General features: G+C 44.4%; 18 protein-coding genes. All 18 read right to left on the reverse strand.

Annotation, left to right across the window (positions count from 1 at the left end; genetic code table 11):
- Positions 1-13 precede the first annotated feature (13 nt).
- Positions 14-1051, reverse strand: a complete 1038-nt coding sequence (locus AC1ECB_RS17235) for a glycosyltransferase family 9 protein (RefSeq protein WP_485664927.1) — start codon at positions 1049-1051, stop codon at positions 14-16.
- Positions 1052-1088: 37 nt separating this feature from the next.
- Positions 1089-1559: a D-glycero-beta-D-manno-heptose 1-phosphate adenylyltransferase gene (rfaE2, locus tag AC1ECB_RS17240; protein WP_485664928.1), complete on the reverse strand. Its 471-nt coding sequence runs from the start codon at positions 1557-1559 to the stop codon at positions 1089-1091.
- The gene (locus AC1ECB_RS17245) at positions 1556-2554 is read right to left on the reverse strand and encodes a bifunctional heptose 7-phosphate kinase/heptose 1-phosphate adenyltransferase (RefSeq protein ID WP_485664929.1); all 999 of its coding nucleotides are present in this window, start codon (positions 2552-2554) and stop codon (positions 1556-1558) included. The genes rfaE2 and AC1ECB_RS17245 overlap by 4 nt, the downstream gene beginning before the upstream one ends.
- A gap of 31 nt (positions 2555-2585) precedes the next feature.
- Positions 2586-3971 carry an LPS-assembly protein LptD gene (locus AC1ECB_RS17250; RefSeq protein WP_485664930.1) on the reverse strand — a complete coding sequence of 462 codons (1386 nt, stop codon included), beginning with the start codon at positions 3969-3971 and terminating at the stop codon, positions 2586-2588.
- 152 nt (positions 3972-4123) lie between these two features.
- The gene (locus AC1ECB_RS17255) at positions 4124-5053 is read right to left on the reverse strand and encodes a hypothetical protein (RefSeq protein WP_485664931.1); all 930 of its coding nucleotides are present in this window, start codon (positions 5051-5053) and stop codon (positions 4124-4126) included.
- A gap of 122 nt (positions 5054-5175) precedes the next feature.
- Entirely contained in the window at positions 5176-6465 is a 1290-nt protein-coding gene (locus AC1ECB_RS17260; protein WP_485664932.1) for an S-layer homology domain-containing protein, read from the reverse strand.
- Positions 6466-6673: 208 nt separating this feature from the next.
- Positions 6674-7957, reverse strand: a complete 1284-nt coding sequence (locus AC1ECB_RS17265; protein ID WP_485664933.1) for an S-layer homology domain-containing protein — start codon at positions 7955-7957, stop codon at positions 6674-6676.
- Between the two features lie 355 nt (positions 7958-8312).
- Entirely contained in the window at positions 8313-9593 is a 1281-nt protein-coding gene (locus AC1ECB_RS17270) for an S-layer homology domain-containing protein (RefSeq protein WP_485664934.1), read from the reverse strand.
- Positions 9594-9855: 262 nt separating this feature from the next.
- On the reverse strand, positions 9856-10269 hold the full coding sequence (locus AC1ECB_RS17275) for a RuvC family protein (protein ID WP_485664935.1): 414 nt from the start codon (positions 10267-10269) through the stop codon (positions 9856-9858).
- 129 nt (positions 10270-10398) lie between these two features.
- Positions 10399-11565 (reverse strand): S-layer homology domain-containing protein, encoded by a 1167-nt coding sequence (locus tag AC1ECB_RS17280; RefSeq protein ID WP_485664936.1) that lies wholly within the window; start codon positions 11563-11565, stop codon positions 10399-10401.
- Positions 11566-11969: 404 nt separating this feature from the next.
- On the reverse strand, positions 11970-13238 hold the full coding sequence (locus AC1ECB_RS17285) for a DUF3084 domain-containing protein (RefSeq protein WP_485664937.1): 1269 nt from the start codon (positions 13236-13238) through the stop codon (positions 11970-11972).
- A gap of 15 nt (positions 13239-13253) precedes the next feature.
- Positions 13254-14342 (reverse strand): LptF/LptG family permease, encoded by a 1089-nt coding sequence (locus AC1ECB_RS17290; protein ID WP_485664938.1) that lies wholly within the window; start codon positions 14340-14342, stop codon positions 13254-13256.
- A 71-nt stretch (positions 14343-14413) separates the two neighbouring features.
- Entirely contained in the window at positions 14414-15133 is a 720-nt protein-coding gene (lptB, locus tag AC1ECB_RS17295) for an LPS export ABC transporter ATP-binding protein (RefSeq protein ID WP_485664939.1), read from the reverse strand.
- A gap of 27 nt (positions 15134-15160) precedes the next feature.
- Positions 15161-15895, reverse strand: a complete 735-nt coding sequence (locus AC1ECB_RS17300; protein ID WP_485664940.1) for an LptA/OstA family protein — start codon at positions 15893-15895, stop codon at positions 15161-15163.
- Between the two features lie 6 nt (positions 15896-15901).
- A complete protein-coding gene (gene lptC / locus AC1ECB_RS17305) occupies positions 15902-16450 on the reverse strand; it encodes an LPS export ABC transporter periplasmic protein LptC (protein ID WP_485669363.1) in 549 nt (182 codons plus the stop codon).
- 5 nt (positions 16451-16455) lie between these two features.
- Positions 16456-17337, reverse strand: a complete 882-nt coding sequence (locus AC1ECB_RS17310) for a lysophospholipid acyltransferase family protein (RefSeq protein WP_485664941.1) — start codon at positions 17335-17337, stop codon at positions 16456-16458.
- 85 nt (positions 17338-17422) lie between these two features.
- Entirely contained in the window at positions 17423-17968 is a 546-nt protein-coding gene (locus AC1ECB_RS17315; RefSeq protein WP_485664942.1) for a KdsC family phosphatase, read from the reverse strand.
- Positions 17968-18942, reverse strand: a complete 975-nt coding sequence (locus AC1ECB_RS17320; RefSeq protein WP_021169305.1) for a KpsF/GutQ family sugar-phosphate isomerase — start codon at positions 18940-18942, stop codon at positions 17968-17970. Before AC1ECB_RS17320 ends, AC1ECB_RS17315 begins: the two co-directional genes overlap by 1 nt.
- Positions 18943-18958: the final 16 nt, after the last annotated feature.

Raw genomic sequence — 18958 nt, forward strand, 5'->3', positions numbered from 1 at the left:
CTTTACCACAATGTTAAATTATACTATAACTGCATAATTCCAGCAACTGTGAATAGACGGTCTCCACACTTATGCCAGCAAGACAATCCCATCCTTTTGAACACTTGCGCTGCCAACAGCCAATACACTGACGGTCAGCTAAAATAACTCTGTGAATGTTGCCATATGGCCCGTTACGGATTTGATCTGTCGGACCCATTAAGGCAATTGTCGGTATACCAAGAGCGGCGGACAGGTGCATCGGCCCGGTATCGCCACCGACAAAAGCTGTCGCATTTTTAATTACATAAGCTAATTGCTTCAGTGATGTCTGGCCCACAAGACTAATGGGAGGTATCTGAACCTGATCCAGTAGTCTTTCTAGCAATGGTCCGTCCCCCGGTCCACCAATAACTACCGGCGTGAATTTTTCCGCAGTGTAAAGACGGTCACATAGCCTGGCAAATTTTTCGGCAGGCCATATTTTGTTCGGCCAATTAGCTCCCATGGCCATAACAACATAAGGAGTACCCGCAGATAACCCGGCGTGGGCCATGATACTCCTGGTCCGTTTTACTTCATCATCTGTGATTACAACTGGAAACACAGGTTGCTCAACCTGGCATCCAAGCTCTCTTACGACATCAAGGTAGCGCTCCACAACATGCCCGGCAGAGTAACTGCCGACAATCCGCCTGCTCAAGAGCTGGCTACCCTCACGCGCGTTTTCATACACTAGTCTAGTACTGGCTCCGCTGAGAAAAGCAATGGCACTGCTTTTGAATAAACCTTGAAGATCAAGGGCCAGGTCAAATCGCCGTGCCTTTAGATCTGCTGCAAATTCCGGAGCATGCTTAAGTAAGCCGCCTAGGGTCTTAAAATTAGCTTTATCAAAAATGATTATTTCATCAATATAAGGATTATTAGTTAAAATATCATAGGCCGGTTTTTCCACAACCCAGGTTATTCTGGCTTGTGGAAAGCATTTTTTCAGGGCCGGCGCTACAGGCAGCGCGTGAATTACGTCACCGATGGCGCTTAGTTTGACGATCAGGATATTGGTATAACTCAATAGGACACCTCCTGGCGGAGTGTGGTAAGCTCGCCTTTTATATTTCGCGGCTGATTTTTTCAATAATATTACTGGATGACCGCCCCGGCACCTCCGGTACCAGCACAATACGACCACCATGGGCAACTACTATTTTACCTTCAGGCAGTGTTTCGATGGTATAGTCACCGCCTTTTGCATAAACATCAGGTTGAACTACAGCAACCAAATTTTCTGCTGTAGTTTCATCAAAAATAACCACATAGTCTACTGCTGCCAGACCGGCAAGTACTTCGGCTCTGTCCTCCTGGCAATTAACCGGGCGGTTTGGACCTTTGAGCTGCTTTACCGATCTGTCACTGTTCAAACCGACAATTAGACAGTCGCCCAGTTGCCGGGCACCTGCCAGATAGCGGACATGGCCGACATGTAATATATCAAAACAGCCATTGGTAAATACAACAGTTTTCCCTGCTGCCTGTAATGTTTTACTGATAATCTCAATAGTTGCACGATCCACAATTTTCATTCGTAATACTCTCCAATCGCGACTTTGAGCTCTTGCGACGTAGCAGTGGCCGTACCAGGCTTGCGCACGACAACGCCGGCGGCAAAGTTAGCCAAACAGGCAGCCTCTACATAATCAGCACCGGCAGCCAGTGCCAGCATCATCGTGGCCACAACTGTATCACCAGCACCTGTAACATCATAAACCTCGCTCATATTGGTTACTGGAATATGAGTATGGGTGCCATTGCGGTTGAACAGTGTCATCCCGTCCGGCCCCTGGGTAATTAAAATAACCTCTGCCTTCAGTTTTGCCAGCATAAGTTCAGCAGCTTGCTGCAACTGGCTGCCAGTCAGCATTTTTAAACCGGTAGCCGCCGCCGCTTCTGATTCATTTTGTTTGACAAGCCGAATACCTTCATAAGCCATAATGTCATAGCGTGAGTCGACAATAGACGGAATGCCCGCCCGGTTACAGGCACTAATAACCTGCTCCCTAATGGCGGGCGAAATTGTCATACTGCCATAGTCGCTTATAATTACAGCCGACATGGCTTGAATTGTTTCTTCAATATAAGTAAGCATCTTTTGTTCAATAGTAATGTCAAGCGGTTCTTTACTTTCACGGTCGATCCGCACTATCTGCTGACGAACAGTAGCCTGTCCGCCAGCCATAATGCGTGTTTTGGTAATTGTTGGCCGCACTGCATCAATAAAAAGTCCATCTGTATTCACTTTTTTGTCACGTAAGCTGTGACTAAGCTGCTCGCCGGCATTATCCTGACCAACCACGCCAACGGCATATACCTGCCCGCCCAGGGCGGCAGCATTATGGACAGCATTAGCCGCGCCACCTGGCACTACGGTTTCATGTGAGTGTTCAAGGATAAGAACAGGTGCTTCACGGGATATACGGGCTATTTTGCCTTCAAGGTAAACATCGGCAACCATATCACCGATAATCATGATTTTTTGATTCTGGAGTTTATCGATATAAGGCACTAAATTTCGAGACATATGTGGAATGACTCCTTTCAGAGTTAAGGGATTACCATTTTATGGTATTAACATCCACTCGAAGTTGATCGCGTTCAGCGCGGTACGTTATTTTCGCTTCCCAGCAATGCAGATTACGATACCAACTATAATCAACATCGTGAACTTCATGGTTGTCCAGATCATAGCTGTGACTAATGCCAACAGCATTCATTTTGTCGATTTTATAGATGAAGCCAGTTTTTAGTTCACGACTCAAATCTGTTTTATCATACTCAAACAGCGCATCGTTATTCTGCGCATAATGATACCCAACCGAAGTACTGAAGCGCTCAGACCATTGTTTATCAAGGGTAGCGTCAAATTTCCAAATATTTCGTTCGGAATCATCATAACTTTCTCTTATATGCTGAACCCCAGTTCCTAAATTTAGCTTGGCACTGCTGCCAAATTTAATCGGTTCATGCTTCAAATAAAGACTATATTCCTGGTGCCAGCTTGTTTTTTCTGAATCACTCCATTTTCCATAAGCAGCAGAAAAGGTATAGTGTATCGGCAGATTACCTAACTGCTGCGGTTTGTAGGAAAATTTAAATTCGGGTTCTTTCTTGATCCAATTGCTATCATCATCATTAAAATGACCTTGGTCAATACTAAAGGTATAGTTTTTGTCGCGATGAATCAAACCATAGCTTGGCTTAAAATTGGATCGCGAGTAATAGTCAAGGTTCACATAGGCTGATACCATGTTGCTAAGGGAGTATTCAAGATGCTGTTTTATGAACGCACCGTCATCACTATCATAACCTAAGCGGGGAAATGCACTGCCCTTTGCATCAGGTTTTAAGGACTGTTCGTATTTAGGAAGAGTAAAGATCACCATCTTGCCAATCCAAACTTTAGCATTATAAGCAATCATTTTATCGCCAGGCCAAATTTCGATTTTGTCAGCACTAATGTGATAGTCGGGAACTTTGGCTGGACAGCCTGTGGCCGTACCATTATTGATTGTAAGCTGACTGGGAGACATACTAATGGTTTCGCCAGCGATATATTTATCCTCAAGTTGACCGTTTGCCTGTTTCATACTGCCTGTTTTAAGTTTATAATTATATACTGTTCCTGTACCATTTAGTGTAAGATCTTTTTGAAAAAACCGGGATTTTTCTTTAATCCGTATTTCGTTTATTTTGGCGTTGCCGTCAATTTGTTCTGCTTCCAGGCGCTGTTCAACGTTAGTGATAATTACATTGCCTTTAGCAAGGATGTCACCTGTTTCCTCGCTGAAAGATAAGTCATTAGCTTCAATTACGATCGGTACTTGGGGGGCGGCAATCTCATTAGTGGCTTTTGTGTCTTTAGCCTGACCAGGTACTGTTCCCCCAAATACTATGGCAAACGCCAATAGCCCCAGGATAAGTTTATTATTATTAGGCATAGCACATACTATTCTCCTATTTAGTAAATATTCGAGCTGGATTTTTGGTTATCTAGAGTTAATTCTACACCTGCCGCACCATTCCTTCCTAGTTTTTTCGGTAATATGTAGAAAAAGCCGCATAAAGCGGCTTTTTCGCAGTTATTTACCGGTTATTTAACTCTAATTCCATATACTTCGGTATCTTCCAGGGTTTGTATATATAGTTGACTGCCAATAGGTATGTTAGCCTCTTTGCCACTAATAAAAGCTCCGCCAATAATGCCAACCGGGCCAAGGATAATCATGCCGGCTACGCTGGCACCTGCCGCTTTAGCCAGCGACTTGGTTTCTTCTTTGGCCTTTTCGCCCAATATGGTAGCAACTGCACTGCCATCTGCAGCACGAACGCTATCAAAGCTTATGTCCAGCTTGGCATCCCGGCCAAAGTTTTTTGCTGATTGAACTTTTAGAATTTTACCAATCCCACTGGCGCCTTGGGGGAATACCAATACGCCGTCGATAGTTATGTCTTCAGCGACGCCTAAAGCCACAGTATCGCCAACTTTGCTTTGTTTGCTGTTTAGTGTGGAAAGGGTTTTTATTTTTATAAGCGTGTCTTTGGGCACTTTCGTAGCAATAACTTCAACCTGACCATCTGTGTAGGCAAGTTTGAGAAGTTTTCTCAGACGCGAATCCACAGATCCTGTTGCCGGACTGCCATTCATTATTGTCTCAAGCTTCTCTACCCGCACTTTTACCGGATTATCACTTACCCGATGTGTCAGTGTCCATTCGACAGCATTAAGTTTGGTAAGTACTGATGGTGCATGTTCGGTTGTTTCAAGAACATGCACATACAAATTATCCACCCGCGGCAGTAACGCTTCCTGCGTTTTACTGCCATAGACTTCTTCTTCTACTTTGTCTATCCTATCTGTTAATGCACCTGTTTGCGTAGTACCGTAAATAGTTTTCTCGATTACCGCCAATTTGCCGACGACCGTAAGCTCGCCAGCTGCTTGTGCCGAAACAGGAACGGCAATTGCCGAAATCATTAGCATAAGTGTAACAAATAGCGCTGTAATTTTCTTATTAACCATGAAAATCCCTCCTTGATGAATTACGTATTTGGAATAATTCGTCATGGTAAAGAAAATATCCTGCCTTTGAGGCAACAAAAAACCCGCTAACAAAGTTAGCGGGTTTTTTGGGATTATTGGAATTAGAATGTGTAGATAAGCTCAGCAAACATATTTTTCTTATCGATACCTTTATCTTCAGTTTCCATATCGTTGTATTGGATACGCATAATGCCGTTTTTGAATAAGGCATATTCAAAACCGTAGTCTATACCTTTCATATTGTCCATTTCCTTATATCCATTCCAATTAGACATATCAGTAAAATCATTCCAGTTTACCGGGTCAAAGCCAGATTCAGCTTTTCTGTAGCTAACATACAGACCGTAGGAATGAACATTTTTACCGTTTGCACCTTTGTACTTAATTCTGCTCGCCCAGGCTTTGGCTGTGTCGCCATTATGGTCTTTATTATTAGCCGTGTAAGAATCGTTTTCGCCATACTCACCGGTAACTGTGAAGTCTTTCCAGCCAGTATATTTCAAACCAGCAGCAACGCTCTTATAATATATTTCATCCTGATCGGCAATGTAAGAAGCAGTAATGTTGAGGTTTTTATTTACTTTGAAATCAATATTACCGGCAGCCAAGTTAAGATTTGTCTTATTAGTGCCATCATATTTCTCTTCTTTTTTGAAAGCATATCCAGTAACTTTAATATTTTTACCGGCGCTTAATGACAAACCATCATTGTTTTGAGTGTTATTACTAAGCAATTTTTGACCAAGAACTATCGGCTGACGCCCAAAGCTATATCCTAAACCATTTATAGTACCAGTAATGTAGGCTTGGTCCAGAAAAACATCGTTAGTAGTATTGCCTTTGCTATCAGAAGGACTACCCCATTCACTTTCACTGTGTAAACGTCCTTTGAAGGTTACATTCTCATCAATTGGTGCCGTCATAGAAATACGCACACGGGTTCTCATATCAGTTTTGTCGCCCTTGTTAGCGCCAGTTGTAGGTGCATCATCATACCACTCATAACGCTCACGAATTTCACCAGTGAATTTTACTTTGGAAGAATTTTTCTCCAGGTTGTCAACGCGAACGCCGAGGTTGTTGAGTTCTGTGCCGAATTCAGCTTTCAGGGCTTCAATCTCTCTTTTGGTTGCAGCGTCGGCTTTGTCGCTGTTAGCCATTGCTTTGGCTACGATAGTAGCAACTTCATAACGGGTAAGGGTTTTGTTGCCTTGGTAAGTGCCGTCGCCGTAGCCGGAGATTACGCCAGCTTGAGCAAGTTTGTTGATGGCGTCATACGCCCAGTGTTTTGCCGGTACGTCGACGAAGGGGTTAGCAGGTGCTGCCAGGGCAGTTCCTGCTACGCTCATTGCAAATACTGCTGCAAGAGCCATAGCGGTTTGTCTTTTCATTGTGTTTTTGCCTCCTTAGATTTTGGAAATTTTATTTTTGAGCTACCCTACTAAGGAGAAAGATTTGTAAGTGTCCATGTTTCCTTACATTTTTCTCTTTGTAGTTTACTCACAGGGTATATATTCTACATTATGTATTATATTCCTGCTTAGGAATTTTTTTTTATAAAAAAACCGCTAACAGTTGTTAGCGGTTTTTGACCAAAATTTAGAAAGTATAGATTAAAGTAGCCCAGAGGCCTTGTTTATCTTTGTTTTGTCCAGCTTGCGGATCTTTGAGTTCCAGATCTTCATACATAACTGACAGTACACCATTTCTAAACACAGTATACTCAACCCCTAATTCCATACCTTTAATATTGTCAAGATTGCCATAGGTTGTATCAGCGTATCTACCGGTATCAAGCGTAGTAATCTCAGCAGGATCGAAACCTTTCTCCGCACTCCTATAGCCTACCCACATTCCTGATGAACCGATTTTATCTTGTTGGGCGCCCCGGTATTTAAGTTGAGCAAACCAGGCTTTTGCCTCATCGCCATTGTTATGGGAATTAGCCTTGTAAGAATCATTTTGGCCATACTCACCAGTTATGGCAAAGTCTTTAATACCTGTATACTTAAAGCCAGACGATATAGTTTTATAACCAAGCTCGTCTTTGTCGGCAATGTAGGATGCAGTCATATTAAGGTTTTTATTGATAGTCGCATCAATATTGGCAACAGCAAAATTCAAATTATCCGTGTCGGCATAGTCGTCCTCGTATATTCCGGTTTCATATTTAAAGACGCCTGCAGCAACTTTTACCTTGTTACCGCCGCTTAACACCAATCCATCGCAATTGCTGGTAATATCGGCAATCAGACCTTGACCCAGCCAGATAGGCTGACGGCCAAAGCTATAGCCTACTGCACCCACGTTGCCATCAATATAGGCTTGTGTCAGCTTAGATTCAGAACCCTCACTACTGCCCCACTTTGATTGTGATTCATAACGGCCATGGAAAGTAACATTTTCAGCTATTGGTGCTTCCATGTTTAAACGCAGACGAGTGCGTTCATTAGTACTATCAAAATTATCAGTATCTTCTCTGTCTTGGTAATCATACCGTGCACGAACTTCACCAGTGAATTTTACTTTAGAAGCATTTTTCTCCAGGTTGTCAACGCGTACGCCGAGGTTGTTGAGTTCGGCACCAAATTCGGCTTTCAGAGCGTCAATTTCTTTTTGGGTTGCAGCGTCGGCTTTGTCGCTGTTAGCCATTGCTTTGGCTACGATAGTAGCAACTTCATAACGGGTAAGGGTTTTGTTCCCTTGGTAGGTGCCGTCGCCGTAGCCGGAGATTACACCAGCTTGAGCAAGTTTGTTGATCGAGTCATACGCCCAGTGTTTTGCCGGTACATCGACGAAAGGATTAGCAGGAGCGGCCAGCGCTGTTCCTGCTACGCTCAATGCAAATACTGCTGCAAGAGCCATAGCGGTTTGTCTTTTCATTGTGTTTTTTCCCCCTTAGGTTTTTTAATTTTTGAGCAGTTACCTAAGAAGAGACTATCTGAGTGGCCATGTTTCCTCAAATCCTCTTCTTTAGCTTGTACTCTTATCTAAGCGCCTGCCTTTTGACAGACGTAAAGACCAGGTAGTTAACTTTATGGGATTTTCCCTTTACCTTGAAATATATTCCTCACTATGCAGTATATTCTACGTCGTGAGATATATTTCCTGCTGTATGTTAAGAAAATGTTAACATAAACGATATTTTTATTTCTCCAATGGTATGACCTCTATTCGCTTACGCATAAAATAAAAACCGCTAACTTAAGTTAGCGGTTTTTTTACTTATGTTATGTTATTAGAAAGTGTAAGTTAGGTGAGTGAAGAAACTTTCCTTATTATTGTTTATACCACCCAGATTATCTTTATATTCCAAATCATTATACTGAACTGTCAGTACACCGTTTTTAAACACAGTATACTCAACCCCAAATTCAGCACCTTTAACATTGTCAAGAATGCCATAAGTAAAATCTTCATATCTACCAGATTCAAGGGTGGTCAATTCGCCAGGATCAAAACCAAATTCAGCGCTTCTGTAACCTACCCAAACGCCCATGGAGCCTACTTTTTCACTTTGGGCACCACGATATTTAAGCTGAGCCATCCAGGCTTTTGCTTTATCGCCGTTAGCAAGATTAGCAAGATCAGAATCATTCTCGCCATACTCGCCGGTTACAGTGAAGTTTTTAATTCCAGTATACTTCAAGCCAACTGACGTAGTTTTATACAAATCATCATCTTTGTCAGCAAGATAGGATGCAGTCATGTTGAGGTTTTTATTTAACTGAGCATCAATATTGGCAGCAACAAAATTCATATCATAGCCAGCGCCAAAGTAACAGAGTTCACCCTCTTTTTTAAAGGCACCTACGGCAACCTTAACTTTGTTGCCGCCGCTTAAAAATAAACCATCATTATTACTATCAATATCGGCAATCAGACCTTGGCCTAACCAGACAGGCTGACGACCAAAGCTATAGCCTAGCTCACCAATTTTGCCATCAATATAGGCGTGAGTCAGCTTAGACTCAGAGTCGTTGCCGCTGCCCCAGTTTGTTTCTGTTTCATATCGGCCATGAAATGTAACATTTTGGTCTATCGGCGCTTCCATGTTTAACCGAAAACGAGTCCATTCTCTAGTGCGGTCCATATCCATCCAGTCAATAGCTTTTTCATCTTGGTTATCATAACGCACCCGAACTTCGCCAGTAAACTTTACTTTGGAAGCATTTTTCTCCAGGTTGTCAACGCGAACGCCGAGGTTGTTGAGTTCGGCGCCGAATTCGGCTTTCAGAGCATCAATTTCTTTTTGGGTTGCAGCGTCAGCTTTGTCGCTGTTAGCCATAGCTTTAGCTACAATAGTAGCAACCTCATAACGGGTTAGAGTTTTGTTCCCTTGGTAGGTGCCGTCGCCGTAACCGGAGATTACGCCTGCCTGAGCAAGTTTGTTGATCGAATCATACGCCCAGTGGTTTGCCGGTACGTCGACAAAAGGATTAGCAGGAGCGGCCAGCGCAGTTCCTGCTACGCTCATTGCAAATACTGCTGCAAGAGCCATAGCTGTTTTTCTTTTCATTGTGTTGTTTCCCCCTTAGGTTTTTTCTTGTGAGCAGTTACCTAAGAAGAGACTATCTGAGTGTCCACGTTTCCTCAAATTCTCTTCTTTAGCTTGTGCTCTTATCTATGCGCTTGAGTTTACAAGCGTAAAGACCAAAAATATTCCCCTATACTTTAATATTACAAATATTTGTAATATTAAATAAATATTTATTATGTTTTTATTATACCACATTATACCTATTTTTGCTTTTCTTTTTTAAAAAAATTTCCAAAAATGGCTATCGCCCTACAAAATAGCGTTCAGCCAGGATTACAGCAACATAATCATCTACCGGTTTAGGCGGAACTTGCATGGTGGTTGGCAGCAAGCGTTTGATACCCCTGGGGGGATGCTCTACCCAGTAGCGCTTGCGGGCCTCATCGGTAGAATGGTGCTCATTGACCGGAATGATGGTGATTTTTTGTCCGTTAACTTTGATCCCTGTTAAGGTCGCTCGCGCGGTATGAGAGGTAGTGCGGTCACCGATAACGACAGTAGATACATTATGAGTTGTGGCAAGAGTAGTCACAACGCCAGACAGGTCAACTGTCGCAGCAATAGTTTTGTAAATAACGCCTTGCTCTTTATGTACTACGGCAATGCCACATTTTTCCCGGCCTGGGTCAATAGCTATAACTATGTTTTGTGCCACTTATTCATCCGCCTCTCCTTAACTATATGCATACACTTTGCAAAAGTTTCCTTTTTTTATTTTATCATATCTATAAGTAGAATACAAAAAGGACGCCCGCAGGCGTCCTTTGAGTTGCAGAATGCTTTATTAGAATTTTACGTTGATAGCAGCCTGGGTACGAGCGCCGCCGTCGATTTCAGTACCATCTTGTTTTTCAAAGTCTTGGTATTTGAGGTTCAAAGTAGTGTTTTTAGCAATTGCGCGGTCATATCTTACTTCAAGACCTTTGTAGCCGTTTTCATTTTTTAGGTTCTGGATATCACTGTGGATGGTGGAGTAAGGAGAGTTTGCACCGTCTTCTACGTCACGATACAGAGCTGTTAAACCAAGTTTGTTGAATTTCAAACCATAAGCAGCAGCGTTGCCATCTGTTGTGCCATCATCAACATTATAGAATTCGCCCAGAGCAGTTACACTGTTAGTCAGTTTAATGCCTATGTTAGCGCCATAAACATCTACACTATTATTGTCAATATCGTAATTTACATAGTCGGCAGTAACATCAGCTGCGCCAAGTTTCATACCATATTCAGCACCATAGACTTTGTTGGTGTCTTTCAGGTTACCGGCAAACATTTTCAGGTTGCCAGCCTGGGAAGCGATACCAGTGATACCGGAGTCATGCAGGAAGCCATTACCAAGTACCAGATCTTGACGGCCAATTGTATTAGTCAGGCCAAGAGCATCGAAAGTTACGTTAGCTGTGTCAAGCTTAATGGTGTTAGTGTTATCGAAGTCTGAACCACTGAAGTCGCTATTATATCCCATGTTGCCGCTAGTCAGACGAGCATTGAATTTCAGATTGTCGTTGATTTTACCGTCAAAGTTTACACGGGCACGGAAATCTGTGTTGTCAAAGCTGTCGCCATTACCATAACGGACACGTGCGTCACCAGAGATTTTAACCAGGTTGTCCACTTTTTTGTCTAGATTGTCAACTTTGACACCCATGCTGTTAAGTTCAGTAGCAAATTCCTGGGATAATTTGTCAACGATTTCTTTTTGGTCGTTGTTAAGGTTCTTTTGCATCGCAGTAGCAACCATGGAAGCCATTTCGTAACGGGAAACGGTTTTGTCGCCTTTAAAGGTACCATCGCCATAACCAGCTACTACGCCAGCTTGCGCCAGTTTGTTTACTGCATCATAAGCCCAGTGTTTTGCAGGTACATCGGTGAAAGGATTCGCAAAGGCCGGAACGGCAAAAGCTACAGTAAGAGCACTAGTCACAACCACTTTTAGAAGTCTTTTGTTCATTTAAAAAATCCCCCTTGAAATATTCTTATTTATGCGGGTGTTGCCACCGGCATACCGGAAGAGTCACCCGCTCAAGGGGGAGGGGTTCAAATGAGTATCCACGTTTCCTCAATCTGGTCCTTCCTCTCTGCAGGGCTTATTCTCGATACGCACCTGCCGCATTCCGCAGGTTTTATATTAACATAACTTCGACACAGTTGCAATGTTTCCTGCTTGTTTCCGTAAGGTATGTTTTGGAAAACTCCTTTATTGGTAAAGGTTTGCAGGAATTACAGGATTGTGTCTGGATCGATTATTAACTTTACATAATCAATCTTTATGCTTGTATATATTCGCATAAAAAAGAAAGAATCCTGCTTAATAAACAGGATTCTTGACTAGTATATTTTGTTAATGCCGAAGGACTACCACACGTTCTTGATTCTTATTTCTATTTGCAGCGGGCCTGCGGTATAGGTGTCATTTTGGGCAACGGCAGTGAGTTCTATGTTTCCAGACTGACGCTTAACCTTGCTGATGGTGTTAAATAGCTGTGATCCGCTCATGCTGCCAACTGTACCCTGGATAGGGTCAGAGAGAATGCCTTTGGTTACGGCAGCTGTATTTACTTTTTGCAGGAAGGCTATAACCATCTCTTCTGCCAGCTCATCGGTGGTTATAGTAACAGTCTCGCTGTATATAGCTTCTCCCTGGCTATATACAAGATAGTTGGGAAACAGTTCAATCTGGCCAATGACTGGTTCACCGTAGATGGTGTTACCGACAGTCGAAATACGGACAATGACCTCTTGATTGGTTTCAGTGATCTGTTTTATTGCTTGGTTAAACTCTGACGTGGCAATCCATAGGATTTCTAGTTTTTTATCGGTAACATTTAGCTTGTCAAGGATATGTTGATTGGTATTATAGATTACACCGCCCAGCTCTTTGGTCGTGTCTTCCTGTGACTGGCCGCCACGAACAATGGAAGTCGAAAGCATTTCACCGGCCCGGAATACCACAGTACCTCTCCGGACAATCTGCAAGCCTTGTTTCAGATTGGAGGTCAACTCATTAAGACGGTCAACGTCTGTTTGCAACGCGGTCTTGGCGGTGTTTAATTCACCGATTTGGCTATTAAGCCCGGCAACCCGTTGATCTAATTCATCTTTAATGGCCTGGAGATTTTTGATATTTTCCTGATAGCTAACCAAATCGCTTTGCGCCACGGCATAGTCGGCCTGCAAAGTGGTTAGGGCGGCTATAGTGCGGTCACGTTCAGCGGTTACTTTGGTAAGTTCGTCCATGATTTGGGTAAGTTGCTCTGCTGTTTGTTTTACTTTTGTACTGATGGCGGCATATTCAGCATTTTTGGCGTCCAAAGCTGCACGGCTGGCTTCCAGTTCGGTTGTTTTTGAGGTAACTTCTGTAGTTAGGTCCAGGAGTTCAGCTTTGAGTTCTTCCATACCGAAGAGGGCTGTGCGCACATCCCATGACACGGCGGTCATAAAGCCAAGGGTTGTGGCAGAAATCAGGATACCGGTAACAATAGTGACAATGATTGATGTATGTTTTGGTCTGAGGCCAAACATACTTAGTTTTTTCTTGCCCACCTTGGTGCCCAGTTTGTCGCCAATATAGGCAATGGCTCCACCCATAATAGCAATAATGGCGATTATCGCTAACCCGTACATGGTGCTCCCTCCCTTCTATCGCGAAGATTTGGATACTAAATATATACCTGCCAGGATACCAATGATATTAGGCATCCAAGCTGCCAAAAACGGATCAATGGCTCCCCCTTTTCCTAAGGCTGTCGCTATCGTCAGGATGATATAGTATATAAAAATGATGATAATGCTCAGGCCAAGGCCAATCGATGAACTGGAACGAGGCGATGATAACCCGAGCGGCGTGCCAATCATGGCAAAAACAAAGCTGGCAAGTGGAATAGCCAGTCGCTGATATAATTCTACTTCATACGCGCTTGTTGCCACATATTCCTGCTTTAATACTGAAATATGCTCCCTGAGTTCTTGTATGGACATATCTTCGGCGTCTTTTTGTTCCCGTGATATACTAACCGGATTCTTCTCTATGGGCAATACCTGTTCGGCAAATTTGAGCGTGCGTTCTACCCGCCCCTCAGCCGAAAACTCGGTAATTGTACCCTCAATCATCAGCCATTGATTATTCTGCCATACAGCTTTTTCCGCGTTCTCTACCCGCACAAGCCGGCTGTCTTTATACTGCTGAACAGCTACTTTATTCATGGTGCTGGTTTCTTCTATGAAATTCCGGGCATAGGTTATCCGTTCCAACTCACCTTGTTTAATGTCTTTGATAATAATGTGTTCCTGGATTTGGGGACCAGTATTTTTTTCTACCTCATAGCGCACAATGTTATTATAGGCTGTGTTAGCGGCCGGCACCAGAGCTTCATTGAATGCAACGGCTGCCGCGCTGACAAAAAATGCAGCAATAAGCACAGGAACAGCCAAGCGGGTAAAGCTCTGACCGCCTGATTTCATGGCTGTTATTTCGCTGGAACTTGATAACCGGCCAAAGGCCAGGAGCGATGCCAGCAGCATGGCCATGGGAAAGGTCAGGACTATAATGCTAGGCAGGCTATAAATAAAAAGCTTAACGACAGTTAGCACCTGTGCGTCATATTGGGTTATATATTTGGTCAACTTAACGAGTACATTGGTACCGATAAAAATGCTTGCGAAGGCGGCTACGCCGAAAACAAACGGCCCCAGCATCTCTTTGATGATATATTTGTCAAGTATACGCATTAGCTTCTCCTACTTGGTGTAAGTTAGCGTCGGAGTGACGTTGCTGCAGGTACGACGCAGCAATCTCACTGTTACAGGGTGAAATTTTGACCCAGGTAGTACTTCTTGGCAATTTCGCTGGTGGCGATGGTATCACTGTCGCCGGCGATGAGGATTTGGCCTTCGTTTAAGATATAGGCATGGTCAACAATGGTTAAGGTTTCACGGACGTTATGATCGGTAATGAGTACGCCAATGCCGCGTTCTTTGAGGTAGGCAATGATCTCCTGGATATCCGCAACAGCAATGGGATCAACACCGGCAAAGGGCTCGTCCAGTAAGATGAATTTTGGGTCGGTTGCCAGGGCCCGGGCAATCTCCACCCGGCGGCGTTCGCCGCCTGACAGTTCGGAGCCTTGACGCTGACGAACATGAGTGACGTTGAATTCTTCCAGCAGACTGTTCATTTTGTCTTGGCGTTCGGCTGAAGTAAGCGCTGTTGTTTCCAGGATGGCCATGAGGTTATCCTCTACTGTCATTTTACGGAAAATCGAGGCTTCCTGGGGCAAATAGCCGATACCGAAACGAGAGCGCTGGTACATAGGCAGGCTGGTAATATCTTGGTTGTCAATATATATTTTGCCGCTGTTGGGGCGTTCCAAGCCAACAATCATGTAGAAGGTAGTTGTCTTGCCTGCGCCGTTAGCACCTAATAGGCCGACGATTTGACCCTGGTTAACACGAAGGCTGACACCGTTGACTACATTGCGGTTTTTATACGTTTTTATTAAATCGCGGGTTTCAATATACATATCGGCAACATCCTTGCTCTATTTTGATTACTTCGGTGTAATAACTAATTTGCTGCGGCCGCCTTGGGAGTCCATAGCTTTTTCATCAAGGCGTATAGTGAGGGTTTCACCTGTCAGGACATTGCCTTCCTGAATGGCGCGGGCATTGCCGTTTAAAATGACTTTGCTCTGGCCTTTGGGCTCGCCGTAATAGGTGGCCGTATTGGCGGTAGCATCTAATTTACGGACCGGGCTGACTAAGTGGACAAGGCCAGTGCCTATTGCTCTGTTTTCCGGCAGGAAGGCTTCAATTTTGTCGGCTGTCATGGTGCCGTCCGGCAGCTCGATTTGTCCATTTTGGGGAATTAATGCATATTGCGTATCGGCAGAGTATTCCACTCTGGGACCAGTAAGGCGGTTTTCACCTTTTGTCAGTACGACATCACCGCTGGCAATAAGATAGGTGTTGTTTTTGTAGGTTTCCACTTCAGCAGCTGTTAGGGTGACATCCTGATTTACAGCTGTGACACCGCCAGTAATGCGCCCTTCCTGGCTATTGGTGTTGTACTGGGCTTTAGCACCTGTGATTACTGCCTCACCTTGGGTTATACGAACCGTGCCGGTGGCGTTAATAATGCCTTGTTTGGCATCATAGTCGATAGTATCGGCAACAAGTTCAACCGGTGTTTTGGCCTCAGGCCGCGGCGCCGCCATGGCGAATAGACATGTAGCACTTATGAATAATGCAATAACAAAGCAAACTCGCTTTTCACTTTTCATCATTATTTGTTAGCCTCCTGTTACTACCTTGGCGTTACCTTGGACTTTTACTTTTTCCAGGTTGGTATCAGCATCGATTTTGTCGCCGGTGATGATGGTATCACCCCGGGTTAAGGTGATGCCGCCTGTGCCGGAAAAGGTCTTGGATTGTTCCTCATAGCGGCCCTGGGGAGCCGTAAATACAGCACCCTCGCTGGAGGTGGCTTTGATATCCCCCTGCAAGGTAATGTCATGAGTCTTGGTATCAAGAATACCCTCTTGGGCAATAATATCCACTTTACCGCCTTTTTCCTGATAGAATATTCCTTTAAGTTTTTTAAGAAAAACCAACTTGCCACCTGCATCAACTTCGATACTTTCAGCGTTTAATTCCCATACCTTTTGGCCATTTTTCTCTTCAACAATGGAAGATCCGGCAAAGGTTAGATTAGACGCCGGTTGTGGTGTGGTTTGCTCAACGGCTGGAGTGTTATCAGGCAGCACCGGTTCTTCCCGGAAAAAATAATAAAGTCCCCCAGTTACGAGCAGTAAGGCACAGGCAAGGCTTACATATGCCATTTTGTTCACTGAGACTTCACCTCTGTATTCCAGCGCTTTTTAAACCAGACCCATTCGTCAGGATAGGTCCTGATTGCGGACTCAATGATTTTGGTCGTACGTTCTGTCAGATTATATAGATCGGCATCAGGATTGCCGGTGTCTTCATAGTAAATAGGTGGCTGTAATTGGATACGGTGTGTGCCGTCCGGGTTACGGGTAATAAAGCCCGGCACTACCGGCGAATTAAATTTGCGGGCAAATACGGCCGGTCCCAGGTGGGTTGAAGCTTGCTTGCCAAAGAATTCAATAAATATACCATCACGACCGGCGTCACCATCGGCAAAAAAGGCAAGCATCTTGCCTTTTTTCAGAGCTTTGGCAGCACCAATGATTTCACTGGTGCCACTGGCAAAAATCTCAATGCCAAATAGCTGTCGGTTTTCGTTCAAAAGACGGGTATGCTGGTCATTGGGCTGACGTTTGACAATGTCGGCAACAGGAAAACCAGCCATAGCCAATGCTGCGCCAAACCATTCCCAGTTACCAATATGAGCAGTTAAAAAGACAACTCCTTTTTGCTGGGCCAGCGCGTCGGCAAGATAGTGGCGATTCTCAATGGTTACATAGCTTGCCAATGTTTCCTTGGTTAAAGCAGGCATATAGAGTACCTCTATAAAAGTCTGGGCAAGCTTAATGAAGGAGCTTTTGATGGTTGCTTCTGCCAGTTCCGGAGTTAAACCCAGACGTTCTTTGATCTGCCTAAGAGCACGGTTGCGCTGTTTGGCGGCAATGCGGTAATATAGACGGCCTAGCAATTTGCCGCAGGGCAATAGGACAGAACGTGGCAGCAAGCACACGAAACGGCTAACTAGCTTCCAAGTATGGTATTGCCATTCATTTGACATGTGCTCCGGCTGTTTTTATAAACGCCCATCGGCATTGTTGCTGCTGAACATTTCTAAACATCCTCCACCTCCTGCACTACTTCAATTACTGGGTCATCATAAACCGGTCTGAAACCATATACTCGCTGATAATTTTGTCCCAAACATTTTGGGATTTCAAAATATACTCGATAATGTCACGGACAGCGCCGTTGCCGCCTTGGCGGGTGGCGATATATCTGGCAACAGCTTTAACCTCCGGCACAGCATTGGCTACCGCACAAGGCAGCCCGACCTGTACCATGACCGGCAGGTCGTTAATGTCATCGCCAACATAGGCAATCTGTTCAAGGGGTAAGGAATGCTTTTCCATAAGGCTCTGCAAGGCAATCACTTTATCGGCTGCGCCCTGGTGAATATCACCAATTTTCAGCTCGTTGGCCCGCCGGTGTACAATTTGGCTCTCGCGTCCGGTAATGATCGCTGTCTTGAGACCGGCCTTGTGGGCCAGTGCAATACCCATGCCATCCTGGCAGTGGAAGGCTTTCAGCGCTTCACCATCCTGACCAAAGATTATATGTCCTTCTGTTAACACACCGTCAACGTCAAAAATGATTAATTTAATCTGCTTAGCATGATGGCTATTATTCATTATACCACTCCTTGACGTAATAAGTCAGTAAGGTGAATAATTCCAATGGCCCGAAATTCGCTGTCAACTACTGGCAGCAGCGTGATAGGGCGCGGCTGATTTTTTTCCATCATGTTAAGCGCCTGAGCAGCTAGTTTATCTTTGGTAATGGTGCGTGGCTGTTTCGTCATCAGCCCGGCTACCGGTTTATCGAGAAATTCATGGCCTTTTTCCAGACTGCGGCGAATGTCGCCATCAGTTAACAGCCCTACCAACTGCATGGTAGTCAGTGACTCAACAACAAGGACTGCGCCAAGTCCTTTGGCGGTAATGGAAAATAAAGCTTCTTTTACGGTCTTATCTGGTGTTACTATTGGCAGTTCTTCACCGCCATGCATAACGTTTTCAACTGTTAGCAGCAATTTGCGGCCCAATGCACCACCTGGATGGTATAAGGCAAAATCCTCGGTCGTAAATTTGCGTGCTGATAACAGTGCAATCGCCAAGGCATCTCCCATTGCCAAAGCGGCTGTGGTACTGGCGGTAGGTGCCAAGCCAAGCGGGCAAGCTTCCCGTTCCACTGCAACGTCGAGAAAAATATCGGCATTTTGGGTTAGTGTAGATTCTTTCCGGCCGGTCATGGCAATAATGGGCGTACCAATCCGTTTGAGAGCCGGCAGCAGACCAATCACTTCGTTGGTTTCACCACTATTTGAAATGGCGATAACAATATCCTTGGCTGTAACCATGCCTAAGTCACCATGAATGCCTTCGGCAGGATGAAGAAAAAAGGCCGGCGTACCGGTGCTGGCCAAGGTTGCGGCAATCTTTTTACCAATAATGCCTGATTTGCCCATACCGGTAACTATCACCCGGTCATGACAATTTAAAATCATGTTCATCGCGGCGGCAAATTGGTCATTGATCCTGGGAATTAATGCGCGGATAGCCTCCGCTTCAAGTTCCAGGCAGGCGCGCGCATGTTCAATTGGCATGAGAATTCCCTCCTTG

The organism is Sporomusa sp. 246TCP1, assembly GCF_057319775.1.

Bases quoted from the DNA above. Each gene is read 5' to 3' on its own strand.
- rfaE2 (WP_485664928.1), bottom strand. From the start codon at position 1,559: ATGAAAATTGTGGATCGTGCAACTATTGAGATTATCAGTAAAACATTA.
- AC1ECB_RS17245 (WP_485664929.1), bottom strand. From the start codon at position 2,554: ATGTCTCGAAATTTAGTGCCTTATATCGATAAACTCCAGAATCAAAAA.
- AC1ECB_RS17250 (WP_485664930.1), bottom strand. From the start codon at position 3,971: ATGCCTAATAATAATAAACTTATCCTGGGGCTATTGGCGTTTGCCATA.
- AC1ECB_RS17255 (WP_485664931.1), bottom strand. From the start codon at position 5,053: ATGGTTAATAAGAAAATTACAGCGCTATTTGTTACACTTATGCTAATG.
- AC1ECB_RS17260 (WP_485664932.1), bottom strand. From the start codon at position 6,465: ATGAAAAGACAAACCGCTATGGCTCTTGCAGCAGTATTTGCAATGAGC.
- AC1ECB_RS17265 (WP_485664933.1), bottom strand. From the start codon at position 7,957: ATGAAAAGACAAACCGCTATGGCTCTTGCAGCAGTATTTGCATTGAGC.
- AC1ECB_RS17270 (WP_485664934.1), bottom strand. From the start codon at position 9,593: ATGAAAAGAAAAACAGCTATGGCTCTTGCAGCAGTATTTGCAATGAGC.
- AC1ECB_RS17280 (WP_485664936.1), bottom strand. From the start codon at position 11,565: ATGAACAAAAGACTTCTAAAAGTGGTTGTGACTAGTGCTCTTACTGTA.
- AC1ECB_RS17285 (WP_485664937.1), bottom strand. From the start codon at position 13,238: ATGTACGGGTTAGCGATAATCGCCATTATTGCTATTATGGGTGGAGCC.
- AC1ECB_RS17290 (WP_485664938.1), bottom strand. From the start codon at position 14,342: ATGCGTATACTTGACAAATATATCATCAAAGAGATGCTGGGGCCGTTT.
- lptB (WP_485664939.1), bottom strand. From the start codon at position 15,133: ATGTATATTGAAACCCGCGATTTAATAAAAACGTATAAAAACCGCAAT.
- AC1ECB_RS17300 (WP_485664940.1), bottom strand. From the start codon at position 15,895: ATGATGAAAAGTGAAAAGCGAGTTTGCTTTGTTATTGCATTATTCATA.
- lptC (WP_485669363.1), bottom strand. From the start codon at position 16,450: ATGGCATATGTAAGCCTTGCCTGTGCCTTACTGCTCGTAACTGGGGGA.
- AC1ECB_RS17310 (WP_485664941.1), bottom strand. From the start codon at position 17,337: ATGTCAAATGAATGGCAATACCATACTTGGAAGCTAGTTAGCCGTTTC.
- AC1ECB_RS17315 (WP_485664942.1), bottom strand. From the start codon at position 17,968: ATGAATAATAGCCATCATGCTAAGCAGATTAAATTAATCATTTTTGAC.
- AC1ECB_RS17320 (WP_021169305.1), bottom strand. From the start codon at position 18,942: ATGCCAATTGAACATGCGCGCGCCTGCCTGGAACTTGAAGCGGAGGCT.